Source organism: Acetobacter conturbans (genome assembly GCF_011516755.1).
GTDB lineage: Bacteria > Pseudomonadota > Alphaproteobacteria > Acetobacterales > Acetobacteraceae > Acetobacter > Acetobacter conturbans.
Map to the genome: position 1 here is coordinate 1 of NZ_WOSY01000027.1, position 24,221 is coordinate 24,221.

Below are 24,221 nucleotides of genomic sequence, written 5' to 3' on the forward strand. Positions count from 1 at the left end.
GGTTCGTGATCTGGGCGATAATATCGGCCTGATTCTGCAGAACCATGGCCTGATGACGGTGGGTGAAACCGTGGCGCAGACATTCTACCGGATCTGGTATCTGGAGCAGGCCTGCCGCATCCAGATGTCGGTGCAGGCGACGGGCGCTCCGATGTGTATTCCGTCGGAGGATTATGTCCTGCGGGCACGCCGGCAATTTGAAGCCTATGACGACAAGGGTCATCTGGTCTGGCAGGCCCTGCGCCGCAAGCTCGATCGTGAGCAGCCTGATTATATCAGGTAAAACCCCGAGATGTCGTTCGGGAAGGTCTGCTGATGTGATGGATCAGGTTTGTTTTATTCAATATTATTTTGAATGATTGAAGTGCATACAAATACATTTTCTCTATCTGGCTAGTGGTTTCAGCAAGCGCTTCAGAGGACGTCTCTCCAGAAAATCCATACGGTATTTTCGGATAGAGACTACATGTTTCTTCTTTTTATCATTTATATATTTCAGAAATATCCATAATTTTTGTGCAAATATATCACACTCCCATATCAATGAGCGCGAAAAACAGGCTGATGAAGAATCATTCAAGGGCATGTCGCAAACATTATACAGAATAAAAATCTTGTTCATTACGAATATGGAACATAGTGAGTGTCATAAATTCCTGAGTGGCTTCGTTGGTCCGCGTCCTCAATTCGGAGTCCTTGTTATGAAGAACCGCCGTATCTTTTCAACATTTCTCGGGATAACGCTTCTTGCGTCCGCTTCGTCGGAAGCCTACGCCGCAACATTGCGTAAGCTGGCTGCCTCCACCCCTGATGACCATGCGGGATCTCGGGTTCCGACTTCTGGTTCGAAGGTTGCAGCGGGTCATTCTTCTGCGAAATCTGCACGGGCGCGCAACGCAATAGCAAAAGGAAGTGAAAGCGTTGGTGTCGTGGGTGCGCGACGCACTCATGGCACATCGGTTACCCTGGGACAGGCCATGATTGCCAAGGCTATTCCGGGCACGAATCCCTTGAAGGTTTTGGCCCAGCTTCCAGGAGTGATGTTCCAGTCCGATGACCCTCAGGGAATGGATACGTGGTCAAACCAGTTTTACATGCATGGATTTTATCAGAATCAGATCGGCATGACACTCGATGGCATCCCGCTGGGTGATCAGGAATTCCACAGTGCGAATGGCCTCAATAGTGTCGCCGCCATTTCGTCGGAAAATATTGGCCACATGGACGCGACAATGAGTGCGGGTGCCGAAGACACCGCTTCAACAAGCAACCTTGGTGGCGCCGTTGCATTTCATTCGTCAGATCCCAGCCATCAGGCGGGTGGCAAAATTGTTCAGACTTTTGGTAGCAACAGTAGCTTTCACACATACTTCCGTGGCGACTCCGGTGATTTGAACAGTCAGGGTTCGCGTTTCTATGCATCCTATATGCGTAACGATATGGATAAATGGAAAGGAGGAGGAAATCAGTTCTCTCAGCAGGTAAATGCCAAATTTGTGCAGCCGATCGGAAAAAAGAGTTCTATTTCGACATATTTCGACTGGACGGACATGGACCTGTATAATTACCAGGACATGTCTTTTGATATGCTGCACAACGGTGGTTACCGTATCGACAATTTCATAGGCACCCCAAACGCTTACGCAAAAGCATATCGTTCCGCTTTGTCGCTCAACGGATTACCGGGAGGTTCATTGCCTGCCGGCTATAGTAAAATGAGTGATCCATGGGATGCATCCTATTACGATGGTGCTACTGTCGAGCGAGATTATCTGGGGGGCATGAATCTTCATTTCGTTCTGACGGATCGCTTATCCTGGGATAGCGTCATATATGGCCACGGTCAGTATGGTCGGGGTTCGTGGGCAAGTCCTTACATGTCTTCCCCAAGCGGTGCTCCTCTGATCGAGCAAATCACAGTTCCTCATACACAACGAGGCGGCTTCACCAGTGCTCTTCATTACAACATAGCCAACAATCATATCAGTACGGGCGTCTGGTATGAAAATTTCCATACTGATATCGGTCGTTACGCTTACAACGAACCGGTACTTGGAGAAGGGTCACCGATTAACGTACTCGGTTCTCTTCCGGCACCCTTTGCCACATTGTGGCGGCAGCAGATGAATTCGAACAGTTTCACTGGTTTCGCCGAAGATACATACAATCCTCTCCCTAATCTCACGCTCCATTTCGGCTTTAGGTCTCTCCTCCAGACCGCCCGGTCGGGGGATACAGAAAATCTCGCGTCTTACACAGGGGTTGGCGCTGTAGCGTCCGGTTCCATCACGACGGCGAAAGCGTTTCTGCCTCATATCAGTGCCGATTGGCATTTTTTGAAACATCACGAGCTGTTCTTCGATGTAAGTGAAAATGTAAAATCAATACCAGTCACCGCTTTCAAATTGGGAGCTTCGCCCTTCTCTCTTTCCCAGAGTGCATTCGATCTTCTTAAAAGTCAGGGAGGCCTGAAGGCGGAAACGGACTGGAACTATGCTGTGGGATACCGATTCACGGATTCATGGGCGAATTTCTCTCTTTATGGTTATCACACGGATTTCCGGAACCGCTTGCAGCAGATCACTTCCGGGACAATCGTCAATCCAGTCTCGACGGTGGCGAATGTGGGCAGCGTGACGATGAGTGGTGTGGATGCCGGTCTGACGCTGACACCCGTCAAGGGGCTCTCAATTTACAACAGCATAAGTTATAATCATGCTGTCTATGATCAAAATGTGACTGAATCCGGCACTGTTTATCATACAAAAGGGGAGCAGGTGGTTAACTATCCGCGCCTGATGTATAAGAACAGCCTATCCTATACATGGCGCAATTTCGATGTGCACTTTGATACTACGTTCATCGGGACAAGAAACTTCAGCTACACCGGTGACATGAAAGTTCCGCATTACTGGCTGGAGACACTGGGCGCCCGTTATCGCTTCGGGGATCTGAGCCACAGTACGTATGGCGTAGTCAAAGATATGACGTTCGATTTCAACGTGTATAACCTGACGAACGTCAAATACATTTCCACCATGGGTGAGAACGGCAATCCCATGTCGGGTGACTACCAGTCCTTTCTTGTGGGTGCACCGCGTCAGTATTTCGGCACCATCCGGGCGGGTTTCTGAAAAGACGGGACAGAAATCGCATGAAGAGACGTGCTTTTCTAGGGGGAGGGCTTACTGTGGCTCTCCCGATTTCTGCTGCATGGGGGCGTGAAGTTGCGCCGGTAGCCGCAATCCGAACAGATGATCCACGGATTGAAGTTATCGAAAATCTATGGATTCCGATGCCCGATGGGATACACCTTGCGGCTCGGCTCTTCCTGCCGGTTCACGCGCAACGTCACCCGGTTGGCGTCGTCATCGAATATTTGCCTTATCGCAAGCGGGATGCCTATCGATACCGCGATGATATTGCCGGACCTGCGCTGGCGGCGGGTGGTATCGGTCTTTTGCGTGTGGATATCCGCGGGAGCGGTGACTCGGAAGGCGTAATCCGTGATGAATACATGCCGCCCGAAGAGAACGATGCACTTGATCTTATTGCCTGGACGGCAAAACAGAGCTGGTGCAACGGAAAGGTCGGGATGCGTGGTATTTCCTATGGCTCATTCGATGGATTGCAGGCTGCGGCGAAAGCTCCCCCAGCGCTGGCGGCTATTGTATCAACGTGCGGGACGGAACAGCGTTATCAGGATGACATCCATTATCGCGGCGGATGCCTGCTCGCGGCCCAACTCGACTGGGGCATGGAATGGCAGACCATTTTGCGAGCGCCACCAGATCCGCGGGTCGTCGGCAAAGACCGTTGGGCGCATCTCTGGCAGCAACGGCTTGATGCAGTCTCACCCATTGTAACGGAGTGGGGAGAGCATCAGCGTCTTGATGAGAAATGGCGTTACGGTTCCATTGAAGATTATTCGAAGCTGCGCTGTGCCATGTTTCATGTTGCTGGCCAGCTTGATTGTTATGTGAATTCCGCAGCGCGTCTCATGGAGCTTGCTCCGCAATGTCCACAGAAGGCCCTCATTGGCCCGTGGACTCACAAGTGGCCGGGATATCCAGATCCGCCGGGCCATACAGGAGCGCCTGCGTTTGTGGCGAATGGGGTGCCGGGCCCTGGGGTGGACTGGCTGCCGATCGAGAGCCGTTTCTGGCGTCACTGGCTGATGGGAGAAGCCAATGGCATCATGGATGAGCCGGCGATGTGGGTCTTCCGGGAGGAGGGGCCCCCGGCCGAATATTTCCCGGACGACACACCGGGGTCTTGGATCTCTGCCTCCACTTGGCCACCAATGTCTCAACAGGTCTCGACGCTCTATCTTAATGAGCGCTCGCTTGATCTGGCACCCCATCCATCTGTCGAACGGGAATGTCAGCCGAATCAGGCTATAGGTTTTGCAACACCCTCCACATACAGTAGCGGCGATCCCACCAGCTGGTGGCGGGAACAGTCGGGGGACGACGCACCTTCCCTGACATTCGACAGTGCGCCCCTCTCGAAAGCAGTCGATATTCTCGGTCAGCCTGTGCTGCATCTTCGGATCCGTAGCGACAGGCCAGTGGCAAAAATCTTCGCACGAATCAATGAAGTGCTACCTGATGGCTCTTCCGCTCCTGTGACGAATGCTCTGCTCAACCTGACGCACCGGGTGAGTGACAGCGAGCCCTCCCCGCTTGTCTCAGGTCAGAGCTATGACGTGACTTTGCGCGGCTTGTTCATATGCCACCGCCTCAGCCCCGGCAGCCGTATTCGCGTGGCGATCAGTGAAAGCTGGTGGCCCGTGGTGTGGCCTTCTCCGGAACCGGTCGTTCTCACGCTTGTCACAGGCGTATCCCGTCTGGATCTGCCGCTTGCTCCCGAAAATCAGACCGAGTCTCCTCCTTTCGAAGTTCTCCGTCAGCGCTGGAGGGGAGCGGCTGATGCTGCACCGTATCGCGATCGTCTGCACGACGTGCGCGTCAGCGGTGAACCGGGACGGAGGCTCTATGTGCTTGAATCAGGAAGCCGAAGTGAAACCCTTACGGCGGTTCCCGCTACAAATGAAATGCTCGGAGAAGCTTACTGGACACGCCGGACCATTCGCGAGGATGCTCCCAACTCGGCTGAAATGGTCACCGGTTACAGCAGTTCTTTCTGCATGGACGGAGAGACAGTGAAGCTGGTGGCTGAAGTTACACTGCGTTCGACGAAGAAGGAGTTCCTTTATGATGAATCCTTCACTGCGATACATAATGGAAAGTCGGTCTGCTCGCGGAACTGGAAGCGCCGTGTGAAGCGGGATCTTGTCTGACACTATGTTGCAATGAAATAAATTAAGGTCGTCATTCCTGAATCGAAAAGATTTAGTCTTGTTTCAGGCACATGGATGGGTTCTGCTGTCGTAAACGATCACCCACATGACAACGGGGAAGCGGCAGCCTCAATCGCATGAGATTAAGGTAGCTGAGAGGGTGCTCTTCCTGACACCGCACTTTAATGTGGCCGAAACTGCGAGGCGCAGAAAACAATGACGGAACGCAGCCTGCCTTCGATCTCAGATCTGATTCGTCAGCGTCAGGAGAGACATACGCCGCCCGCAGGGTTTTATAATCGCGAAGACCTGTTTAACGTCGATATAAATGTTTTCTTTCATAATCAATGGATTTTCGTCGGTATCGAATGTGATATTCCGGAGTCAGGGGATGTTTACGCCGTTGATATCGGCGATACAGGCATTCTCCTTGTTCGGGATGATAGCGGAAAACCCCAAGCCTATTACAATACCTGTCGTCATCGGGGTGCACGACTGGTTCCCGCCGGAAAAAGCATTGTTGGCAAGCTGGTCTGTCCGTATCACCAGTGGACATATGAACTGGATGGAGCGCTCGTCGAGGCCCCTCATATGGGGGGAGATCTGAATCGCGAATGCTTCAGTCTGCGTTCGGTTGCGCTACGCTCTGTCTCCGGTTTGCTGTATGTGTGCCTTGCCGAGAAGCCCCCAGAAGATGTCGTCGATCTTATAGAGATAATGGAGCCACGATTGCTTCCTTATGAACTGGGAGAGACCAAAATTGCTTTCGAAATGGAGATTGTTGAAGAGGGTAACTGGAAATTGGTTATTGAAAATAACCGGGAATGCTATCATTGCGCCGTGACTCATCCTGAATTGTGCTCATCCTTTATAGATCTTGATTTCGGGTTTGATCCGGAATTTTTACTGGCAGATGATCGCCATCGTGCCTCCGAGCATGAAGCGCGTTACGCTGACCAGACAGCACTATGGGAGCGAGAAGGTCTCCCTTCGGCGGCGGTTGAACATCTGGTCGGGCATGCAACCAATTTTCGCACACAGCGACTGATGATGGCCGGTACTGGCGAATCTCAGACGATGGACACGCGCGCTGCCTGTCGTTTGCCCTTGGGGCGTATGAGCCTGACTGGAGTGGGTGATATTCATTTGTGGGGTCATAACTGCTGGCACCATTTCATGCGCGATCATGCAATTTGTTCCACCGTATTGCCTCTGGCGAGAGACAAGACACTGGTGCGTACTAAATGGCTCGTTCACAAGGATGCTGTGGAAGGAGTTGATTACGATCTGGCAAACCTGATTTCCGTATGGAAGGCAACCAACGAGCAGGATGCAGCGCTCGTCAAACTTGCCCAGGAAGGCATAAATAATCGTGGATATCAGTCCGGGCCTTATTCCCGTTTTACAGAAAAGCAGCTTGATCATTTCATGATATGGTACGTCGACAGACTGACAGCGTATGGATATTGACAGATATTGATTTGCATACCGTGGTAAAAAACTCTGGTGGCAGAAGCACGTTTTTTGGTCATCCACGAGGACTGTTTCTTCTTTCTTTCGTGGAGATGTGGGAACGGTTTTCCTTCTACGGAATGCGCGCTCTTCTGGTCGTCTACATGACGGCCTCTGTTCTGCCCGATGCGTCCGGTCACGTGCATGGCTTTTCCATATTGACGCTTTTCGTGTCCACCAGTGACCCCGTCCGTAGCTCGTCTCTCCTTTACGGGTTCTATTCTGGACTGGTCTATCTTACTCCGATTTTCGGTGGTCTTCTCGCTGATCGGATTCTTGGTAAGCGTGTCACTATCATTCTGGGTGGAATACTGATTGCCGCGGGACATATGCTGCTGACGGTCAAGCCCTGGTTTCTGCTGGCTCTTCTTTTGATTGTTGTTGGAACAGGTGGTCTCAAGGGCAATATCGCGGCTCAGGTCGGAGATCTGTACGCGCTGGATGACAGTCGCCGGGAACGGGGGTTCTCCATTTATTATCTTGCCATCAATATCGGAGCAGCAGTTTCACCTCTTGTCTGCATGGTTCTTGTTCAGCACTGGGGATGGGAAATCGCTTTTGATGCCACAACCGTCGGCATGTTTATTGGACTTGTCACATACATGTTGGGCTCATATGCGCTTCCGGCGGCCAATTCTGTTGGAATTGAAAAGACTGTTGAAGCAAAATCATCGTCGAAGAATTCATTCTTTATCTTGTTTTTCATAGCAGTTTCAGCAATTTTTCTGTGGGTCAGTTATGAGCAACAGGCTAACGCTCTTGTTCGGTGGACATCTGTTTCTTCCAACGACATAGGGATGGCTTGGCTACAGGCAATTCCTCCCCTTATCGTTCTGGTGGGCACTCCCATATTGACGCACCTCTGGTCGAAACAGGCCCGGCATGGAAATGAACCTGATGCATTGAAGAAATTGCTGATTGGTGCCTGTATTATCACTGCAGCTCAGTCTTTTCTTGTCGTCATTGCCGGTGTGTTGCCTGCAACCGCCCCCGCATCATGGATTATGGCTCTGTATCTGATGGTCTGGGAAATTGGAGATTTGTTTTTCTGCCCGGCTGCTCTTGGTCTGTTCTCACGTCTGGCACCCCGGGGTTTTGAGGGACTGACCATGGCGCTCTGGTATGTCACTTTTTTCTTCGGCAACCTCGCAAGTGGCTGGATCGGAACATTATGGGGGACATTCTCACCTGTAACTTACTGGTTGATGATCGCCTCATGTACAGCTCTGGGTGTATTGGGAATAACCATGTTAAGAAAATCATCTTTTCTGATGCGTAACTCGCTTCTCCTGTCATAGCAACGAATGGGTGGTGACATGTCTTTCCGTGTTGAAGAGCAAATTCTTATACCCCTCTCCGATGGTTGCCGTCTCAGCGCACGAATATGGTTTCCCGAGACAGTAAAAAAAGAGGCTGTCCCGGCAATTCTTGAGTATATTCCCTATAGAAAAGCTGATGGGACACGGGTTCGCGATGAGCCAATGCACGGGTTCTTTTGTCAGGCTGGTTATGCATGTGTTCGGGTGGACATGCGAGGAAGCGGGGAGTCCGATGGTCATCTTGCTGATGAATACCTCAAGCAGGAGCAGGATGATGCAATTGAGGTCATAGCCTGGATCGCGGAACAGGTCTGGTGCACCGGTTCGGTGGGCATGATGGGAAAGTCCTGGGGTGGCTTCAACTGCCTTCAGGTTGCCGCCCGTCGGCCACCTGCCCTCAAAGCCATTCTGACCGCTTATTCAACCGACAATCGCTATACGGATGACATTCACTACATGGGAGGGTGTCTGCTGAATGATAATCTCTGGTGGGGCAGCATCATGCTGGCTTTCCAGAGTCGACCGCCTTTTCCTGAATGGTCCGGAGATAACTGGCGGGAGAAATGGCGGGAACGTCTTGAGAGTCTGCCTTTTTTTCCGGCTTTATGGCTTCAACATCAGCGGTATGACGATTACTGGAAGCATGGCTCTATTTGCGAAGACTACTCTGCTGTTGCCTGTCCGGTTCTGGTCGTGGGGGGCTGGGTAGACAGTTATACAAATGCTGTTCCCCGACTCCTTGAGCATCTGGATGTCCCGCGACGCGGCATCATCGGGCCGTGGGGGCATGTCTATCCGCATGACGGTATTCCAGGCCCGGCTATAGGCTTCCTGCAGGAAGCTGTGCGCTGGTGGGATCAATGGCTCAAGGGAAATGATACGGGAATCATGAATGAGGCGATGTTACGGGCATACATCGGCGATTACGTGCCCCCCGACGGGACATGCACTTATATGCCTGGTCATTGGGCAGCAGAAGAATCATGGCCATCACCGATGATTACATCGCGTGTTTTTCATCTGACAAGCTGTGGGGGATTGAAGGAGGCGACAGGGGAGGGCATTCATGATGATGTGGTCATGACGATCCGGTCTCCCCAGAGTTTTGGTCGGGCGGGTGGAGAATGGATGGGTACCGGGTGTGTGGGAGAGATGCCGGTTGATCAGCGTCTGGATGACGGGGGTGCTCTTGTTTTCGAAACAGAGCCTGTGGTTGATTCCTTCGAAATTCTCGGTTCAGCAGAACTGAGAATCGAATGTTCTTCCGATTCTCCCATTGCACAGGCCGTCATTCTGATTTCGGATGTGGCGGAAACGGGGGAGGTGATGCGTATAAGCTACCAGCCGATCAATCTTACGCATCGTGGCGGTCATGAAACGCCCACTGCGCTGACACCCGGAACATGGTATGACCTGAGTATAAGACTTAATGATTGCGGCCATCGTTTTGTCCGGGGCCACCGCCTGCGTGTCTCCATCGCTACGGCATATTGGCCTATGGTGTGGCCGGCACCGTATCACGCCACGCTTTCGTTCCGAAACGGCACGGTGAGCATTCCCGTTCGTTGCGGGAACTGTGACGAACGGGACAGGAATGTTGGCTTCCTTTCGCCGGTTCAGGGTCCGACAACGCCTGTGACCATTCTTGAAGCAGGTCAGATGGCACGTTACAGCACCCAGGATTTTGTGACGGGCACAAGAACGTATGTCACGAATGCTGAAGGCGGAGTCTTTGGCGAAGGTGTGTACAGACTGGACGATATTGACTGCACGATTGCGCATAATTTGAAGAGAGAACTGTCTATTCACGACGAAGATCCGCTTTCAGCCCGATATCATCTGACTCAAAGCTACGAAATGGGGCGTGAGGGCTGGCAGATCAGCATCACCACCAAGACCGAGATGACTTCGGATGAAAAGAATTTTTATGTGCGGGGTATCGTAAAAGTCTTTGAAAATCAAATCCTGTTTGCCGAACGGGAGTGGAATGAAAATATCAGGCGTGACCTGATGTGACGGAAGCTTTTCCAGGCATTCGCGCCAGCATTTCCGGCACGACTCGATTGCCGGTGCGCTGGAGGCTGGATGGTGAGCAGCCAAAGACTTGTCGGAACATCCGTGAAAAATGTGCCAGACTGCCAAAGCCTGTCGCAAAGGCTGTTTCCGACACACTTCTTCCACTGTCAGTGAGCATCTGTCGGGCTTTTTCCAGCCTTACGGCCAGGTAGAAATTTTTTGCAGAACGTCCAAGATAACGATGGCATAGTCGTTCGAGTTGTCTTTGAGAAAGACCAACTTCTGATGCGACCACGCTGACGGGGATCGGTTGTTCTATATGTTTTTCCATAAGCTCCACCACGCGGGCCAAACGACGGTCGCATAAGGCGTATCGACGTGCGGGAGAATCTCTCTGAGCCGTGTCTCCTGTTCGCAAGGGGGGATGAATAATTTGTTCAGCCACGGCACGCATAAGCGCATCCCCCTGGCGGAGACCAATCAGAAAGAGCATCATATCGATAACTGCTGATCCCCCTGCGCATGTCAGGCGATCGCGGTCAAATTCATACAAGGTCGGGGAGACAACGATCTGGGGGTATGATTCCGAAAAAGCTGTAACAGCTTCCCAATGCATCGTGACCCGTCTTCCTAACAACAACCCGCATTCCGCGAGGATAAAAGCACCGGTATCCACACCTCCCAGCAATGTTCCATAACGTGCCATCCGCCTCAGTTCTGCGCGCATAGTGCCTGTTATCGTTATCAGAGGTTCATAACTGGCCATGACAAACAGGATCGAGGGTATGTCCCCTTGGCCAAATTTACCGTTGACGGGGATTTCAATTCCATTGGAGGCCGTTACCGACTGTCCATCATGTGAGTAGAGATGCCAGCTTTGTTCATTGTTGCCAAAACGGGCGGCAATACGTAGGGCATCAATTGCGCAAAACAGTTCCAGCATTGAAAATTGAGGTAGAAGCAGGAAACCAATGCGCCCCATGGCCTGTATCCAGCGATCTTGCCAGTACATGAGATCGTCTCGTTTCATTACGTCTCCTGTAGCGAAACCATCATGCGAAGACTAGATTAAATCTATAAAGCAGCCTGCGCGGCCCGACAATCAGATAGCGTGCAATCTGGTTTTGGAGGATTATAATATTTATATAGACCAACATGTTAAGGTCGGGAAATGTAATAATTAGATAGGTTTTTGTGTGTATTTATAATTAAACAATAGATTGTGATAGGTATGTACAATGAGGATGACAGCAATTTATAAAGCTGTCATCCATCGAGTGCATTAGTTCTGAGTTTTTAGTAGGCGTTGGAGAACACGGATCTTTGAATTTATCTCATCACGATCCACATATACCCCCTGGAGGTGTCGTGCGCCACTTTGCGGATCAAATTCCCGGCGGGCATGCATGACGCGACGATTGTCAAAAACCCACATGTCGCCGGGAGTAAGGCGACGCTCTATACGAAAGCGTGAATCGCGTGTCATGGACTGGAATAAACGAAGAGCATAATAGAGAGTAGGCATTTTTTCGGTTGGCGCATCAACAGGACCCCGAAGGAAATTTGCATAACGTATTTCGGAAATGTCATCGTTCTGATCGAGTGCTATAAGAGGACCAGACCAACGGTAGTCAGTACGATCATCCCGATTCCATGACCATAACGGCGTCTGGGTCAGGAGAGTAAAAGAAGCAGGATGCTCATTCCGCAACGCTTGGGCGATAGCGAACCCATCCACGAAAATGCTTTCACCACCGATCGCATCATTCACCAGACAGTGCAGAAACTGAAAACCCGGTTGCAGTTCGCGGGTTGGCAGATCAGTATGTGGAGGCAGATTGACGGAAGTATAAGCGGCACTATCTGGAGTGGGCTTGGACTTTACATCGAATACACGACCAAAATTTGTTTCACGAATATGAGAAATCCGGTTGGCGGGTCCCAGAAGGGAATCCGCTTTGGTGGGGACGTTCTTCATTAACGTGAGGCCCGAAGCACGTAATGCAATGAGCCATGCAAGAAGCTCGTTATTGTTTTCCATAACATGTTCGTAATCAAATGTGCGCAGCTTATTTGCGTGTTCGGCACCCCAGATGAATGGGCGAGGATTTTTCGCCTGACGCTCTGCACGCGATACGTCATCTGTTGCATGCGCGCGCAGCCAGCCGGCTGGATAAGAACTTTTATGTCCATCGTTCCAGGTGACGTTCAGTGTTGGTCCGGACACTGTGTCTGACGTGACGCTGGGAGCAGCCTCGCGGCTTATGACCACAGAGGCGGGCGCAAGATCGGAAGGCGCATCCACGATTTCGAAGATCTGCTCTCGCGTAAGTGGAAGGTAGCAACGTGTGCAGAGACAATTATCTCGTAGCCACCATGGATCGAAAGTGGTTTTGCGACTGTCGCTCCATGCCACATGGACGATATTTTCTGAAAATCCGGCAGAAGTCATCGTGTCCGTGGTCTCAAAGGGTCGCCAGTCTACGACGATGGGAACGGGCTGGTCGGTGGAGGCCGGGGCTTCGCATGAGGAAAGGGAGGCGCTCATGTGTCAGTTCCCAGCCTTGGAGTGAGATCCCCATGCGGGACGCGTGAAAATTCTGTTCAGGAAAGGTATGAATGCTTCCAGAGGCATAGTGTCATAATCCCGATTGAACGCTTTCTGATCCCACTGGTCGGTAAAACGGGCTGTTCGTTCGTAGGCAGGGTGTCCTTTGAAAACATTCCGCGCATTGGGATCGCCACCAAAATACTCTGCATAATAATATCCCTGAAAAGCCTCGTGATTTTCAACCATCCAGGTGTTTTCAGGAGAAATATAGGGTGCGATCATGGTGGCGGCGAAGGCACCGTGATTGTTGGGAGCGAGCACGTCTCCGATATCGTGAATAAGCGCACAAACGATGGTTTCGTCGTCGGCACCAGCACGGAGTGCAAGTGTTGCCGTTTGCAGGCAATGTTCGTAGCGATCAACGGGATAGCCGAGATCAAGTGTGCGCAAAAGATTAAGGGATGTGACAATGTGACCGACAAGTTCACCCTGGAATATCTCGAACTTCCGTCCGATGGGTGCCCAGTCTTCGGCCTTAGCTTCATCAAAGCTTATGAACATATAATTATCTTTCAGTTTATGAATGGATACGGTGAAGAATATCTCGTTTGCTCGCTACTGTATCGCGGTCCATGTAGCACTGGCGCATATGGCGGCTTCCTGTGCTCAAAGTGTAGCCTGACCGTCCATGATATAGGCGATAATTATCCATCATCAGAAGGTCTCCTGGGCTGAGCTTGAAGCGAAGGGTTAAGGAAGACTGGGGGCGGATCAGATGCCATAACATCTGACGGGCACGGTAGTAGCGGTTCAGGTGTTCAGGGGGGAGGCGGTCTATCAGTTCCGTCCGGTTCGAATATCGTACCTGTATAATATTTTCTTTTTCATCAAGGGAGATCAGAGGCGCTTTGTTCTCCAGAAGAGCCGTTGCATCCCGGTAACGAAACTGGACAACAGTTGTTGTAAGAGTCTCGAAAGCCTCTGCATCTTTTTCTCGAAGATGCTGGGCAGCCCTGTAACCATCAACCAAAGTCGAATCGCCACCTTCCGCATCGTTTATTAAACAATGCAGCAAGATGTAACCTGGCACAGGTTCTCGATAGGGATTGTCGCTATGAGGTTCGAGATGCCGTGGCGTCATTGTGAGATCGTAGGCATTTGCAATTGCTTTTACATCGGCGAGTCCACCCCAGTTGGTCCGGCGAATGGGTCCGATCATGGTAGCGAATTCCAGGGCGCCATCCTTGTCCGTGGGAACCCCCCTGACGATTGCAAAACCGTGTGTGTGCATCTGGTCGAGAAAGGCGCGTAAGGGTGGATTGTGAAGTGCATTGTGTGTGTGATGTGTTGCTATTTCCGTGAAATTGTAGGCTGTCGGCAAAGTTTGTGCTCCATCCCAGAGGACGCGTTCCGTGATCGGGGCTGGAGACAGGAGGTTATCAATCCAATTTGCAGAAAGATGTGTTTCGAAACCATCGGAAAAGCGCACTATGTGATCGTGTGAGATTGAAGTAATGGCAAGATTCAGAGGTAAATCAGCGGCTTCTATAAGGCGCTGTCCTGTCAGTGTGTCCATGACGCGAGCATCCGGGAGGCGCTCGCGTAACCAGAGTGGATGCAGGATAATCCGTTCCCCACACGGTTTCGTGACTGAAAGTGAACCGTTTTCGACACTCAGACCAGAGTTTCTGTCAAACGGCAGGGGTGACGGCTCAGCAATATGCGCAACACTCATGGGTGGCCACTCACTGGTTGTTTCGCATTAGAGTGTACGGGAAGAATAGCTATTTTTATGATTGAATCCGACTTTTATTAGATGTTTTTCGTCGCAATTTTATGTCTGGAAAGAAGGACTGGATTTGCCTAAGAGAGAAAATAAAATTACACATTCAAAACATTTGTCGCAAACGCACGGGCAGGCATGGCCATGCTCTTGTATTTAAACGTGGGTGCATAAGGCTGGAACAGCGAGGATACGTCGCTCATGTCGTCATTTTCTCGTCGTCGCGATTTTCTTAAATGGACTGGTGCGGTAGCCGCGGGAGGACTACTGCCTGCCAATGTAAGGCAAGCTCTCGCGATCCCAGCGAATTTCAAGACAGGCACTATTCAGGATGTTGAGCATGTCGTGATTTTAATGCAGGAAAACCGTTCTTTTGATCATTACTTTGGTTGTCTGAATGGTGTGCGCGGGTTTGGCGATCCCAGAGTTGAAATGCAACGAAACGGGCATACTCTATTTTCTCAGCCTGACGGAAAAGGGGAGTATGTACTGCCATTTCGATTTGAAACGATCCATACTTCAAGCGCGTGTCTTGCCAGTCTGGACCATAGCTGGAAAGGGACACAGAGCGCCTGGAATAACTGGGATGCCTGGATTCCACGTAAGACAGCGATGACGATGGGATATTTTTCCCGGGCAGAAATACCTTATTATTATGCTCTGGCAGATGCTTTTACTATTTGTGATAATTATCACGCTTCTATATTCGGACCCACTAATCCTAACAGGTTATATTTCTTTACAGGCACATCCGGTCTCGCTGTTGGCAATGAAAATCATCAGGCTGTTGAAAACGCGGATGATGGTAACTGGACAGCTGATATGAAGCTGGATCATCAGGATTTTCAAGCTTTCCAATGGGAAACCTATCCGGAATGTCTTCAAAAAGCGGGTGTGTCCTGGAAAGTTTATCAGGAATACGATAATTTTGGTGATAACTCTCTCGCCTATTTTTCAGAATTTCGAAATATCTCTGTCAATTCATGGCAATATCTTAGAGGTCGCCAGATTGTTTCGGGATCAGATTATAATAATAAGGATGTTTCTGAAGGAAAATATCTTGTTCAGGCCTTTGAGCGGGATGTGGCGAATGGATCGTTACCTCAGGTTTCCTGGATTGTCCCACCGACCACTTTGAGTGAACATCCGAATGCGCCACCGGGATATGGCGAATATCTGATTTCAGAGCTGATGGATGTTTTTGTACGCCATCCGGAAGTCTGGGCGAAGACAGTCTTTATTCTGACATATGACGAAAATGACGGATTCTTTGATCATTTGCCTCCTCCTGTTCCGGCTCTGAAAAATTGGCAGGGAGGGGGAAATGTGAGCACTCATGGGGAGTCTTATCGAGGTGAAGCAGTGGGGCTTGGGCCCCGTGTTCCAACGATCGTTATGTCCCCCTGGACAAAAGGAGGGTGGGTAAATTCTCAGGTTTTTGACCACACCTCTATTTTGCGATTTCTTGAAGCAAGATTTGGGGTGGAGGCACCTTTGATTACGCAATGGCGTCGGGAAATCTGCGGAGACCTGACGTCTGTTTTTGATTTTGCTTCGCCTAGTAATTCCTGGAATTTTCTGCTGCCGAATACCGATGAATACCTTGCTCAGACACGTCAGTCGTGCACATTTCCACCACCTAAAGTTCCTGTAAATCAAATCATGCCACTGCAGGAAAAAGGGCAACGTTTAGCGCGAGCAATTCCTTACGATCTGCACGCGGACCTGATTGGACTGCACGTGTTGCGTCTAAAAAATGCGGGGAAAACAGGTGCTGTTTTCCGTATTGTTGAAGATTCTGGTGTGAGGCATTTCAGTGTTGCAGCCAGAAGTGAAATGCTTGTGAAAGCAGCTTCCCGAGATTTTGTTTCGGTACAGGGACCGAATGGTTTTTACAGGAAATTTGATGTGTCCGCCCCGTTACTGGCGAGACTGCTCATCGATGATAGTTTGAAGGGTGGTTCTTTGTTTCTGTCTGCTTTTGAGGACAGGCAGTTTACTAGAGAACAACCAATTTCTTTGGAGATCGCTAATGCATATAACAAGAAAACTGATACCTTGAGAGTAAGTAATGGCGATAGAAAGTTATTCTATTTTTCAATTTCTGAATTTGATCATTGGTACGATATTTCAGTCATATATAAGAATCGTACTATTCTAAATTTTTCTGGGCATGTGGAAACCGGTCGTCCGAGTCGAACAGATCGCTTGATTGGCCAGCAATAGTGTCAGGATCGGATTGAATGAATTTACTTTCTCGTCGCATCATGATCTCAGGGAGCGCAGTCGGTGCGGTGCTGGGTGCCGGTATAACAGCAGCGTATCAGGCGAAAGGAGCAATCAGAGAAAGTTCGTCTGTTCCTGACTTTCTGACTCCCCTGAAGTGGGCTCCTCGTAATCGTTCTTTATTAAAGAAACTTATTTCCGACTATGGAACTGACAGCCCAACATATAACCCTGCATATCGTCCGTATGCGGTTTTTGATTGGGATAATACCTGTATCGCTGGAGACTGCGAAGAAACGCTCCTCAGATATGTGGTAACACATTTTGTCTTTGCGTTGTCTCCATCGGACTTCGCACGGTTAGTGGTCAGGGATATTCCGGATAAGCCCCTCAATGATGTGTGCAGAACAGTGGACAACCATCTGGTCTCGTTCCCGGCTCTGGTGGAGGATCTGGTGGCTGATTACACGGAACTGGCTCGTTCCCAGCGAACACCGAAGATGGACGATCCGATATTCCTTTCCTTTAGAAGCAAGTTACAGTTTTTCTACGATGCACTCTGCCTTAGTTATGAAGATGATGTTTCCTGCCGCTGGATCGTAAGACTGTTCAGTGGATGGTCCAGAGAGAAGCTGGAAGTCATTGCAAAAAAATCCAACCTGTGGAATTTGGCTCAGGGCATTCATGAAGAGCAGTGGGTGACGCCTGACGCACGTCCGGGGCGCGCAGGGAGAGTGTCCAGTCATGTGGTGACGGGCCTTCGCCTGACGCCGGAGATTGCCTGTCTTCAGGCCGCGTTGGAAAAGAATGGGATCGATGTCTTCATCTGTTCCGCATCTCTTGAGGATATAGTGGCTGTTTTCGCGACAGATGCAGGGTTTGGCTATGGTCTTAAGCGGCAAAATATTATTGGTATGCGGTCGGTGTGGTCGGACGGTCGGCTTGGTAGTGACGGAATTCCTGATTGGCCGGTGACTGTTGGTAAAGGGAAAGTCGCCGCTCTGCACAAGGTTGTTACGGATAAGCGGGGATATGGTCCAATACTTGTCTGTGGCGATAGCTCAGGAGACTATGCGATGATGACCGCCTTTTCGGATACCCGCCATGCCCTGATCGTCAATCGTTGCCTGGGTGGAAAAATTGGTGAACTTTCGAAGCAGGCTGCTGCGGAAATGACTGATAGTCAGCCACGTTTTCTGTTGCAGGGACGTGATGCGAATATCGGGGAGTGGTATCCCTCGGAGCGTGGAGTGCGTTTGGGAACAGAGGTTCCTGAGTTACTTGCTGCAAGTCAGTAGAACTTTTTCAGTATCTGTAATCCTGTTTTGGTAAGCTGATGTTGAAAATGGTCGCATTATGAAAAATTCTGGATGTATGAAAGATCGTATACACGTGTAAGCGGACGATCTTGTACTGGTCAGTCGTTTTTGCCTGAGCATCTTTGTCGGGAGAGGACGAAACAAGTAGCCATAAGCGCTCGATAGCTTAACGTCAGAAAATCACGAAGCGGGTTCCTTCAAAGGAACAGTTCGTGATTTTCTGATTTTTGCAATAATGCGAGCGCAGACTTTCGTAAGGAACGCTCTTTCTCTTCTTTGGCTTGTTTGAATCTTGTCTGAAATCGAACGAACCTATTCCGATAGAAGGTTCGTTCACAGAGTTTCCTCACACCGGAAAGGCACGTCGGTCGAACCGGAACCGGGTCGGCCGGTAGGGCATTGGGTCAATATAGGGTGCCTCGCCAGCCATCATCTCAGCGCAAAGCCGTCCGGTTGCCGGGCCGAGCGTGAAACCCTGATGTGCGTGACCAAAATGGAACCACAGGCCTGTATGGGCTGGCGCCTCACCAATGATCGGCAGCATGTCCGCCACGCACGGGCGACTTCCTATCCACGGCGTGGCCTCGACGGCCTCGCCAATGTCCAGCATCTCGCGCGCCAGATGCTCGCTGCCGATCATCTGTTTCCATGAGGGGGGTGCGTCTCGTTGCGCGAACTCGGCACCGGTTGTCACACGAAGCCCCCGCTCCATCGGCAGAAGAGCAACGCCTGCATCCGTATCGATCATGGGTGCGTTGAGGTGACCGTCCCATTTGAAGTGACGATGATAGCCGCGTTTGACGAACAGCGGAAAACGGTAACCCATCGCACCGGTCAGATCAGAGGCCCAGGGACCGAGGGCAATAACCGCCTGCTCGGCTGAAACAGGACCGTCAGAGGTCTCTACTGTCCATCCATGAGCAAGATTGGCGAGCGTCTTGGCATCGCCGTGCACGACCCGGCCACCGCCAGCAATGAACAGATCGGCATAACGCTGCACAAGGGCGCCGGGATCTTTCACGCTGTACGGTGAAGGCCAGTATATGGCCCCCGTCATGGGGCGAATCAGAGCGGGTTCCGCACGGGAAAGCGTTGCGCTGTCGAGAATCCGGTTCTCGACTCCGAACTCACGGGCGAAATGGCGCGCCCGGGCGGTCCCTTCATCAAAGCCTTTTTCCGTACGGAAAAGCTGTGTCCAGCCCTCATGGCTCACCAGATCGCCCGCACCTGAGGCGGAGATCATCCGGTCATGTTCGGACAGGGAGTGACGGATCAGGGCTTCAAAGCCGTGGCTGATGGTGCCGTAGCGTTTCGGCCCGGAGTTCCACCAGTATTCCACCAGCCGGGGTGCGACCGCGAGCAGATCGGAAAAGCGGTAATTGACGTCATTACCGCGCCGTAACGCCACCTGCGCCAGCTTGAGCAGGTCGTGGGGGAAGGCGTAAGGCTCGACCGCCTCGCGCTGGATCAGGCCAGCATTGCCATAGGAGGTTTCTTGCCCCGGCTCCCTGCGGTCGACCAGAACGACGTCATATCCACGCTGTTGCAAATGCCAGGCCGTGCTGACGCCGACCATGCCCCCACCGAGAACCAGTGCTGACCGCCCCATGCAAAGACACTCCCGTCCGGAAAGGAAAGCCGCGCCCTATGGCCCGACTGTCCGATGATTGTTTTTCCGGATTTTTTTACAGGAAAGTAAAGCGGTTTCCCAGCCGGGGTATGGGATGTCTCCGCTTACGCGCATGCAATGCGTTGTCTGTGATTCCTGGGAAGGAGAAGCGGTCTGGCTTCCCTTTCTCCCTCAAGCCGCGGCGGGAAGGCGGCTCAGTGCTTCGCGGAAAATCTCTACAGCCCGGTCGATCTGCTCGCTGGTATGCGTCGCCATGACGGAGCAGCGCAGCAGCGGGTGATGGTCTGGTGTAGCGGGCGGCAGGCTCAGATTGACGTAGAGGCCAAGGCTCAGAAGCGTGTTCCACAGCATGATGGCTTCGGGAATCGTTTCCAGCACCACGCCGACGACCGGACTGACCGTTTGCCCGGTCGTCAGGCCGAGGCCATTAAGCCCCGCGTGAAAGCGTGCCGCATTGTCCATGAGCTGGCTGCGGAGTTGCGGCTGCGCCTGCATGTCGTCCAGTGCCGCCATTGTCGCCGCGATGACTTCCGGCGGCAGGGAGGCGGTGAACATGTAAGGACGGCAGTGGAGGCGGACCAGTTCCAGCTCGGGGTGGTTGGAGACGCAGTAACCACCCACCGTGCCCAGACTTTTCGAGAACGTCCCGACAACGAAATCCACATCGGACTCGACGCCCGCCGCTTCCGCCACGCCGCGTCCGTTCGGGCCAAGCACACCGAAAGAGTGGGCTTCGTCCACCAGCAGGGTCGCGCCCGTCTCGCGCTTCACAGCCGCCATTTCGGCCATGGGCACGACGTTGCCGGTCATGGAGTAAATGCCCTCCACGACGACGAGCTTCGCACCGGGTTCGTCTTTGATACGGTTCAGGCGCTTCTGCAGATCGTCCGGATCATTGTGGCGGAAACGGATGACCTGTGCATGGCCAAGGCGGCTGGCGTCATAGATGCTGGCATGGCTGTCGGCATCCAGAAGCAGATAGTCACCCTTGCCGGCCAGGGTGGAGATCATGCCGAGATTGGCCTGATAGCCGGTTGAAAAGACCATGCAGTGCTTCTGATGGAAGAAGCTTGCGATGTGCTGTTCGAGCTGTTCGTGAAGACTCTGCGTGCCGTTGGCGATGCGCGAACCGGTTGTGCCGACGCCCCGTGCCCTGACGGCTTCAATGGCAGCTTCGACAGCGCGGGGAGACTGGCTCAGCCCAAGATAGTTATTGGTGCCGAACAGGAGCGTTTCACGTCCTTCGATGATGCCGACGGTCGAGGACAGCGGGCGTTCGATGACGACGGCGAACGGATTCCGCCCTCCCGCAGCCTGCAGTTCGGCAAGGCGCCGTTCGACACCCCGAAACTTGTCGAAAATGCTCATGCCGGATCAGCTGCCCTTCTTCAGGGACACGATACATTCGGCAAGATCATCGATCGTGCGGATTTCGGCCAGACGGTCGAGGGGGACGGAGACATCCAGCTCGTCTTCGATCTCCATGACGAAGTTCATGACGGCCAGAGAGTCGAATGCCAGATCCTCAACGATCTTGCTGGATCCGGTGATGTCGCGGGGCACCTTGGGGTTAGCAAGGAGCTTGTTGATGATCAGAGCCGAGACATCCTGAACCGTTTCACTCATTCGGGCACCTTAAAGCAGTCATTGCGGATGCCCTGCCATCGACATGACACCGCTGAACTGCGGGGTTATGGCGGAAAAGACCGCCAGTCACCAGTGATAATGTCACTTTCGCCCCCTATCGCCCGCTGGAAGATGGTCGTCACCACAGGGGGGAACGCCAAAAATCAGGCGGCGGACGGGGTATTTTCGTCCAGCCGGTTGAAGGCGCCAGCCAGTAACATGGCCTTGGCTTTCGCACGGGTCAGCTTGCCGGACGACGTCTGCGGCAGCGAGTGCGGCGGCAGGAGAACGATGGTCGCGTCCACGCCATGACGGCGGAATACGTTGGTGACCTGCTCGCTGAGACCGGCGCGCGCTTCAGGCGTCGTCGCACGGCAGTGAACAAGCGCCACGACCTTTTCCTGCTGGTTTTCCTCTACCGAAAACACAGCCACGTCATGGTTGCGGAGCCCCTCGATTTCGTTCTCGGCGCTCCACTCAAGATCCTGCGGCCAGATATTGCGACCGTTGATGATGATGAGGTCCTTGGCGCGCCCCGTCACCACGATCTGGCCGTGCAGCATGTAGCCCAGATCGCCCGTATCCAGCCATCCATCGGTGCTGAGTGCCTCGGCGCTCTCTTTCGGCAGCCTGAAATAGCCACTCATCAGGCTCGGGCCGCGCACATAAATGGTGCCGACATGCCGTTCAGCCTGCACGGAGCCGTTCGCGCCCCGTACCTCGATTTCGTGGCCAGGAAGAACGGCGCCGCACAGCACGAAGGTGCGCAGCAGATGCGACGGATCGTTGCAGGGGTAGGCGACGCCTTCCGTTTCCAGCCGACGCAGGTCGATGGTGTCGGTCAGCATGCCTTGGTCGAGAGGGGCGAAGCTAATGGCCAGTGTGGCTTCAGCCATACCGTAGCTCGCTACAAACGCGCTGGCGTCGAAGCCCTGCGAAGCGAAGCGTTCGGCAAAGCTTTCCAGAATATGGGGACGAATCATGTCGCCCCCGATGCCTGCGACCCGCCAGCCCGACAGATCAATGTCCGCAGCGCCGGAACGACGCGAGCACAGATCGTACCCGAAGGAGGGGCTGTAGGAGAGGGTGCCATGGTTACGGGAGATCAGGTCAAGCCAGACGTGCGGACGACGGGCGAACTCGCGTGTTGGCAGTAGGTCGACGGTCAGCTGGCAGGTCATCGGCGTCAGGAAGAAACCGACGAGCCCCATGTCATGGTAAAGCGGGAGCCAGGAGACGCAGCGATCACCGGTTTCGCGGACCTGCAGACCATCGTGAGAGATGGAGTGGGCGTTCGCCATGCCGGAACGCTGTGTGACACAGACGCCTTTCGGGAACCGGGTGCTGCCCGACGAGAACTGAAGGTAGGACAGTGCCTCGGGCCTGATGACCGGAAGGGGCCGCTCAGGTGCGGGGAGATCCAGCATCTGTGCCGGAGAGCCGCCAAACTTCAGATCAAACCCGGCAATGATGTCGTCCGTCCAGCCGGCAATGATATCCGGGATGACGATCGCGGAGACGTCCGCCGTTTCGATCATGCCGCGAATCGTGGTGACATAGGTCTCACGGCCGCCAAACGCGACGGGCAGTGGCATCGGTGTGGCCACGAGACCGGCATACTGACAACCAAAGAAGATGCGGGCGAAGTCGCCGTCGCTTTCCGCGATCAGGCCGACCCGGTCGCCGGGCTGAAGGCCCAGAGCGAGAAGGCGTCGGGCCATCTCGCGGGCCTGCTCGCGCAGAACGCGATAAGGGAGTGCTTCAAGCAGCACGCCGCGCCCAGAATAGATATTATACCCCGCGTTGCCCTGAGCAGCATAATCCAAAGCATCCGGAAAGGTCGCGAAATCAGCATAGCGACGCTTCTGGTTGGATTCTGTCTGAACGGGAGTGGGTGTTGTGTCCTGAAAGCCAGTGATTGAGGGCATGCTTTCAATACGGGATATGACGGTCATTCAGCTGGCCATTCTCAGGTAATTGACAACCGCTTCGCGGGTTCGACGCGGCATGAAGAATGTTGTGCCGCTCAAGTCGAGCATTGAGGCCTATATAATGTTTTTGCGGTTTTATGAAAGCACCAGCTTTGGCGCCCCCGCTTGGAGTGTGCCGCATCCCGTTCGTTCCCCTGCTGGTTGCACTGTCCGGGTTTGAGTGGAGGATTTTATCTAATTCATTGTTTTAAAATGATATATTTATGAAGAAATAGGGTGCTGGTTTTTGATTGCTGGCAGGTTTGCCGTGAGATTACGGTGTGCGGGTGGAACGGGCGAATGAGTGCTGGATGAACGCCTGATAAGGCGTTGTGGGGCTGATCCTGCCGTATTCCGGTTTTAGTTGTTTTCTCGATTTATCAATCGTTTTTCGAACATTACTGCTGCAGCAGCATGGAAATGAAACGCAGGGAAATAATTGTTGTTACGATTCAACGGAGGCGTCTGAGGAAAGGCGCGCCGTGGCTGCTGCGTTGCGCTTTGGGTAGGGGAGAAGCTGTCCCCATACAAGTGTTTGGATCTGCCGGACCACGGTGGGCCGACATGAAATGTAGGTTGGACGGGGCGAGGTCGCCTGTGGCTTCGCTGGTGGCGTGGTGGCGGCCTTTAAATGTCGAAGGCTTTGTTCGCCCCGGAAATAGCCTGTCTCTTATGGGTAAGTGCGGGCGCTTCGGTGGTGGAGTGAAAGGTTTCCTCGCTCCAGAGGGAATTCTCTCTTGGATGAGAATGCTTTTCCAGCGGACCTTATCCTGCCTGCCTGCCTGCCTGCCTGCCTGCCTGCCTGCCGGTCCTTTTCCCTTTTCATGAGGGGCAGCCGTCCCTCGGTGTGTAGGCAGAATCGGTTTTCTAGGATTTCTGTGTATATTTTTGTCATTGTTTTTGCGTGATTTTTTGTTGGTTTTCCGGGATTTTCTGTTGGTTTTGGGATGGTTTAGTTTTTGGGTTT

16 protein-coding genes are annotated in these 24,221 nt (G+C 52.5%); 8 read left to right on the forward strand and 8 right to left on the reverse strand.

Annotated features, from left to right (window positions below; genetic code table 11):
- From GOB81_RS15745 to GOB81_RS15770, 6 genes are all read left to right on the forward strand, one after another.
- The coding region (locus GOB81_RS15745; protein ID WP_173568733.1) for a class II aldolase/adducin family protein at positions 1-283 on the forward strand (283 nt) is incomplete at its 5' end.
- A gap of 418 nt (positions 284-701) precedes the next feature.
- On the forward strand, positions 702-3,134 hold the full coding sequence (locus tag GOB81_RS15750; RefSeq protein ID WP_173571264.1) for a TonB-dependent receptor: 2,433 nt from the start codon (positions 702-704) through the stop codon (positions 3,132-3,134).
- Between the two features lie 20 nt (positions 3,135-3,154).
- Positions 3,155-5,302: a CocE/NonD family hydrolase gene (locus tag GOB81_RS15755; protein ID WP_173571265.1), complete on the forward strand. Its 2,148-nt coding sequence runs from the start codon at positions 3,155-3,157 to the stop codon at positions 5,300-5,302.
- A gap of 216 nt (positions 5,303-5,518) precedes the next feature.
- Complete coding sequence (locus GOB81_RS15760; RefSeq protein ID WP_173571266.1) at positions 5,519-6,772, forward strand: aromatic ring-hydroxylating dioxygenase subunit alpha; 1,254 nt, start codon at positions 5,519-5,521, stop codon at positions 6,770-6,772.
- On the forward strand, positions 6,769-8,112 hold the full coding sequence (locus tag GOB81_RS15765; RefSeq protein WP_173571267.1) for a peptide MFS transporter: 1,344 nt from the start codon (positions 6,769-6,771) through the stop codon (positions 8,110-8,112). Before GOB81_RS15760 ends, GOB81_RS15765 begins: the two co-directional genes overlap by 4 nt.
- Positions 8,113-8,130: 18 nt before the next feature.
- The gene (locus tag GOB81_RS15770) at positions 8,131-10,149 is read left to right on the forward strand and encodes a CocE/NonD family hydrolase (protein ID WP_173571268.1); all 2,019 of its coding nucleotides are present in this window, start codon (positions 8,131-8,133) and stop codon (positions 10,147-10,149) included.
- On the opposite strand, the gene GOB81_RS15775 is transcribed toward GOB81_RS15770, so the two are convergent.
- From GOB81_RS15775 to GOB81_RS15790, 4 genes are all read right to left on the reverse strand, one after another.
- Positions 10,130-11,179 (reverse strand): GlxA family transcriptional regulator, encoded by a 1,050-nt coding sequence (locus tag GOB81_RS15775; RefSeq protein WP_173571269.1) that lies wholly within the window; start codon positions 11,177-11,179, stop codon positions 10,130-10,132. The genes GOB81_RS15770 and GOB81_RS15775 overlap by 20 nt on opposite strands.
- A gap of 252 nt (positions 11,180-11,431) precedes the next feature.
- Positions 11,432-12,697: a TauD/TfdA family dioxygenase gene (locus GOB81_RS15780; RefSeq protein ID WP_173571270.1), complete on the reverse strand. Its 1,266-nt coding sequence runs from the start codon at positions 12,695-12,697 to the stop codon at positions 11,432-11,434.
- A 3-nt stretch (positions 12,698-12,700) separates the two neighbouring features.
- A complete protein-coding gene (locus tag GOB81_RS15785) occupies positions 12,701-13,261 on the reverse strand; it encodes an HD domain-containing protein (RefSeq protein WP_173571271.1) in 561 nt (186 codons plus the stop codon).
- A 16-nt stretch (positions 13,262-13,277) separates the two neighbouring features.
- The gene (locus GOB81_RS15790) at positions 13,278-14,276 is read right to left on the reverse strand and encodes a TauD/TfdA family dioxygenase (RefSeq protein WP_198912137.1); all 999 of its coding nucleotides are present in this window, start codon (positions 14,274-14,276) and stop codon (positions 13,278-13,280) included.
- Between the two features lie 408 nt (positions 14,277-14,684).
- Here GOB81_RS15790 and GOB81_RS15795 point away from each other — a divergent pair, with 408 nt between their 5' ends.
- Together GOB81_RS15795 and GOB81_RS15800 are read left to right on the forward strand one after the other, a co-directional pair.
- Positions 14,685-16,709 carry a phosphocholine-specific phospholipase C gene (locus GOB81_RS15795; RefSeq protein WP_173571273.1) on the forward strand — a complete coding sequence of 675 codons (2,025 nt, stop codon included), beginning with the start codon at positions 14,685-14,687 and terminating at the stop codon, positions 16,707-16,709.
- Positions 16,710-16,726: 17 nt separating this feature from the next.
- Positions 16,727-18,007 (forward strand): haloacid dehalogenase-like hydrolase, encoded by a 1,281-nt coding sequence (locus GOB81_RS15800; RefSeq protein WP_173571274.1) that lies wholly within the window; start codon positions 16,727-16,729, stop codon positions 18,005-18,007.
- A gap of 367 nt (positions 18,008-18,374) precedes the next feature.
- On the opposite strand, the gene GOB81_RS15805 is transcribed toward GOB81_RS15800, so the two are convergent.
- From GOB81_RS15805 to GOB81_RS15820, 4 genes are all read right to left on the reverse strand, one after another.
- Positions 18,375-19,637 carry an NAD(P)/FAD-dependent oxidoreductase gene (locus tag GOB81_RS15805; RefSeq protein WP_173571275.1) on the reverse strand — a complete coding sequence of 421 codons (1,263 nt, stop codon included), beginning with the start codon at positions 19,635-19,637 and terminating at the stop codon, positions 18,375-18,377.
- Positions 19,638-19,829: 192 nt separating this feature from the next.
- Positions 19,830-21,026, reverse strand: a complete 1,197-nt coding sequence (spt, locus tag GOB81_RS15810; RefSeq protein WP_173571276.1) for a serine palmitoyltransferase — start codon at positions 21,024-21,026, stop codon at positions 19,830-19,832.
- 6 nt (positions 21,027-21,032) lie between these two features.
- Positions 21,033-21,284 (reverse strand): acyl carrier protein, encoded by a 252-nt coding sequence (locus GOB81_RS15815; RefSeq protein WP_173571277.1) that lies wholly within the window; start codon positions 21,282-21,284, stop codon positions 21,033-21,035.
- A 164-nt stretch (positions 21,285-21,448) separates the two neighbouring features.
- A complete protein-coding gene (locus GOB81_RS15820) occupies positions 21,449-23,239 on the reverse strand; it encodes a fatty acyl-AMP ligase (RefSeq protein ID WP_408736940.1) in 1,791 nt (596 codons plus the stop codon).
- Positions 23,240-24,221 lie beyond the last annotated feature (982 nt).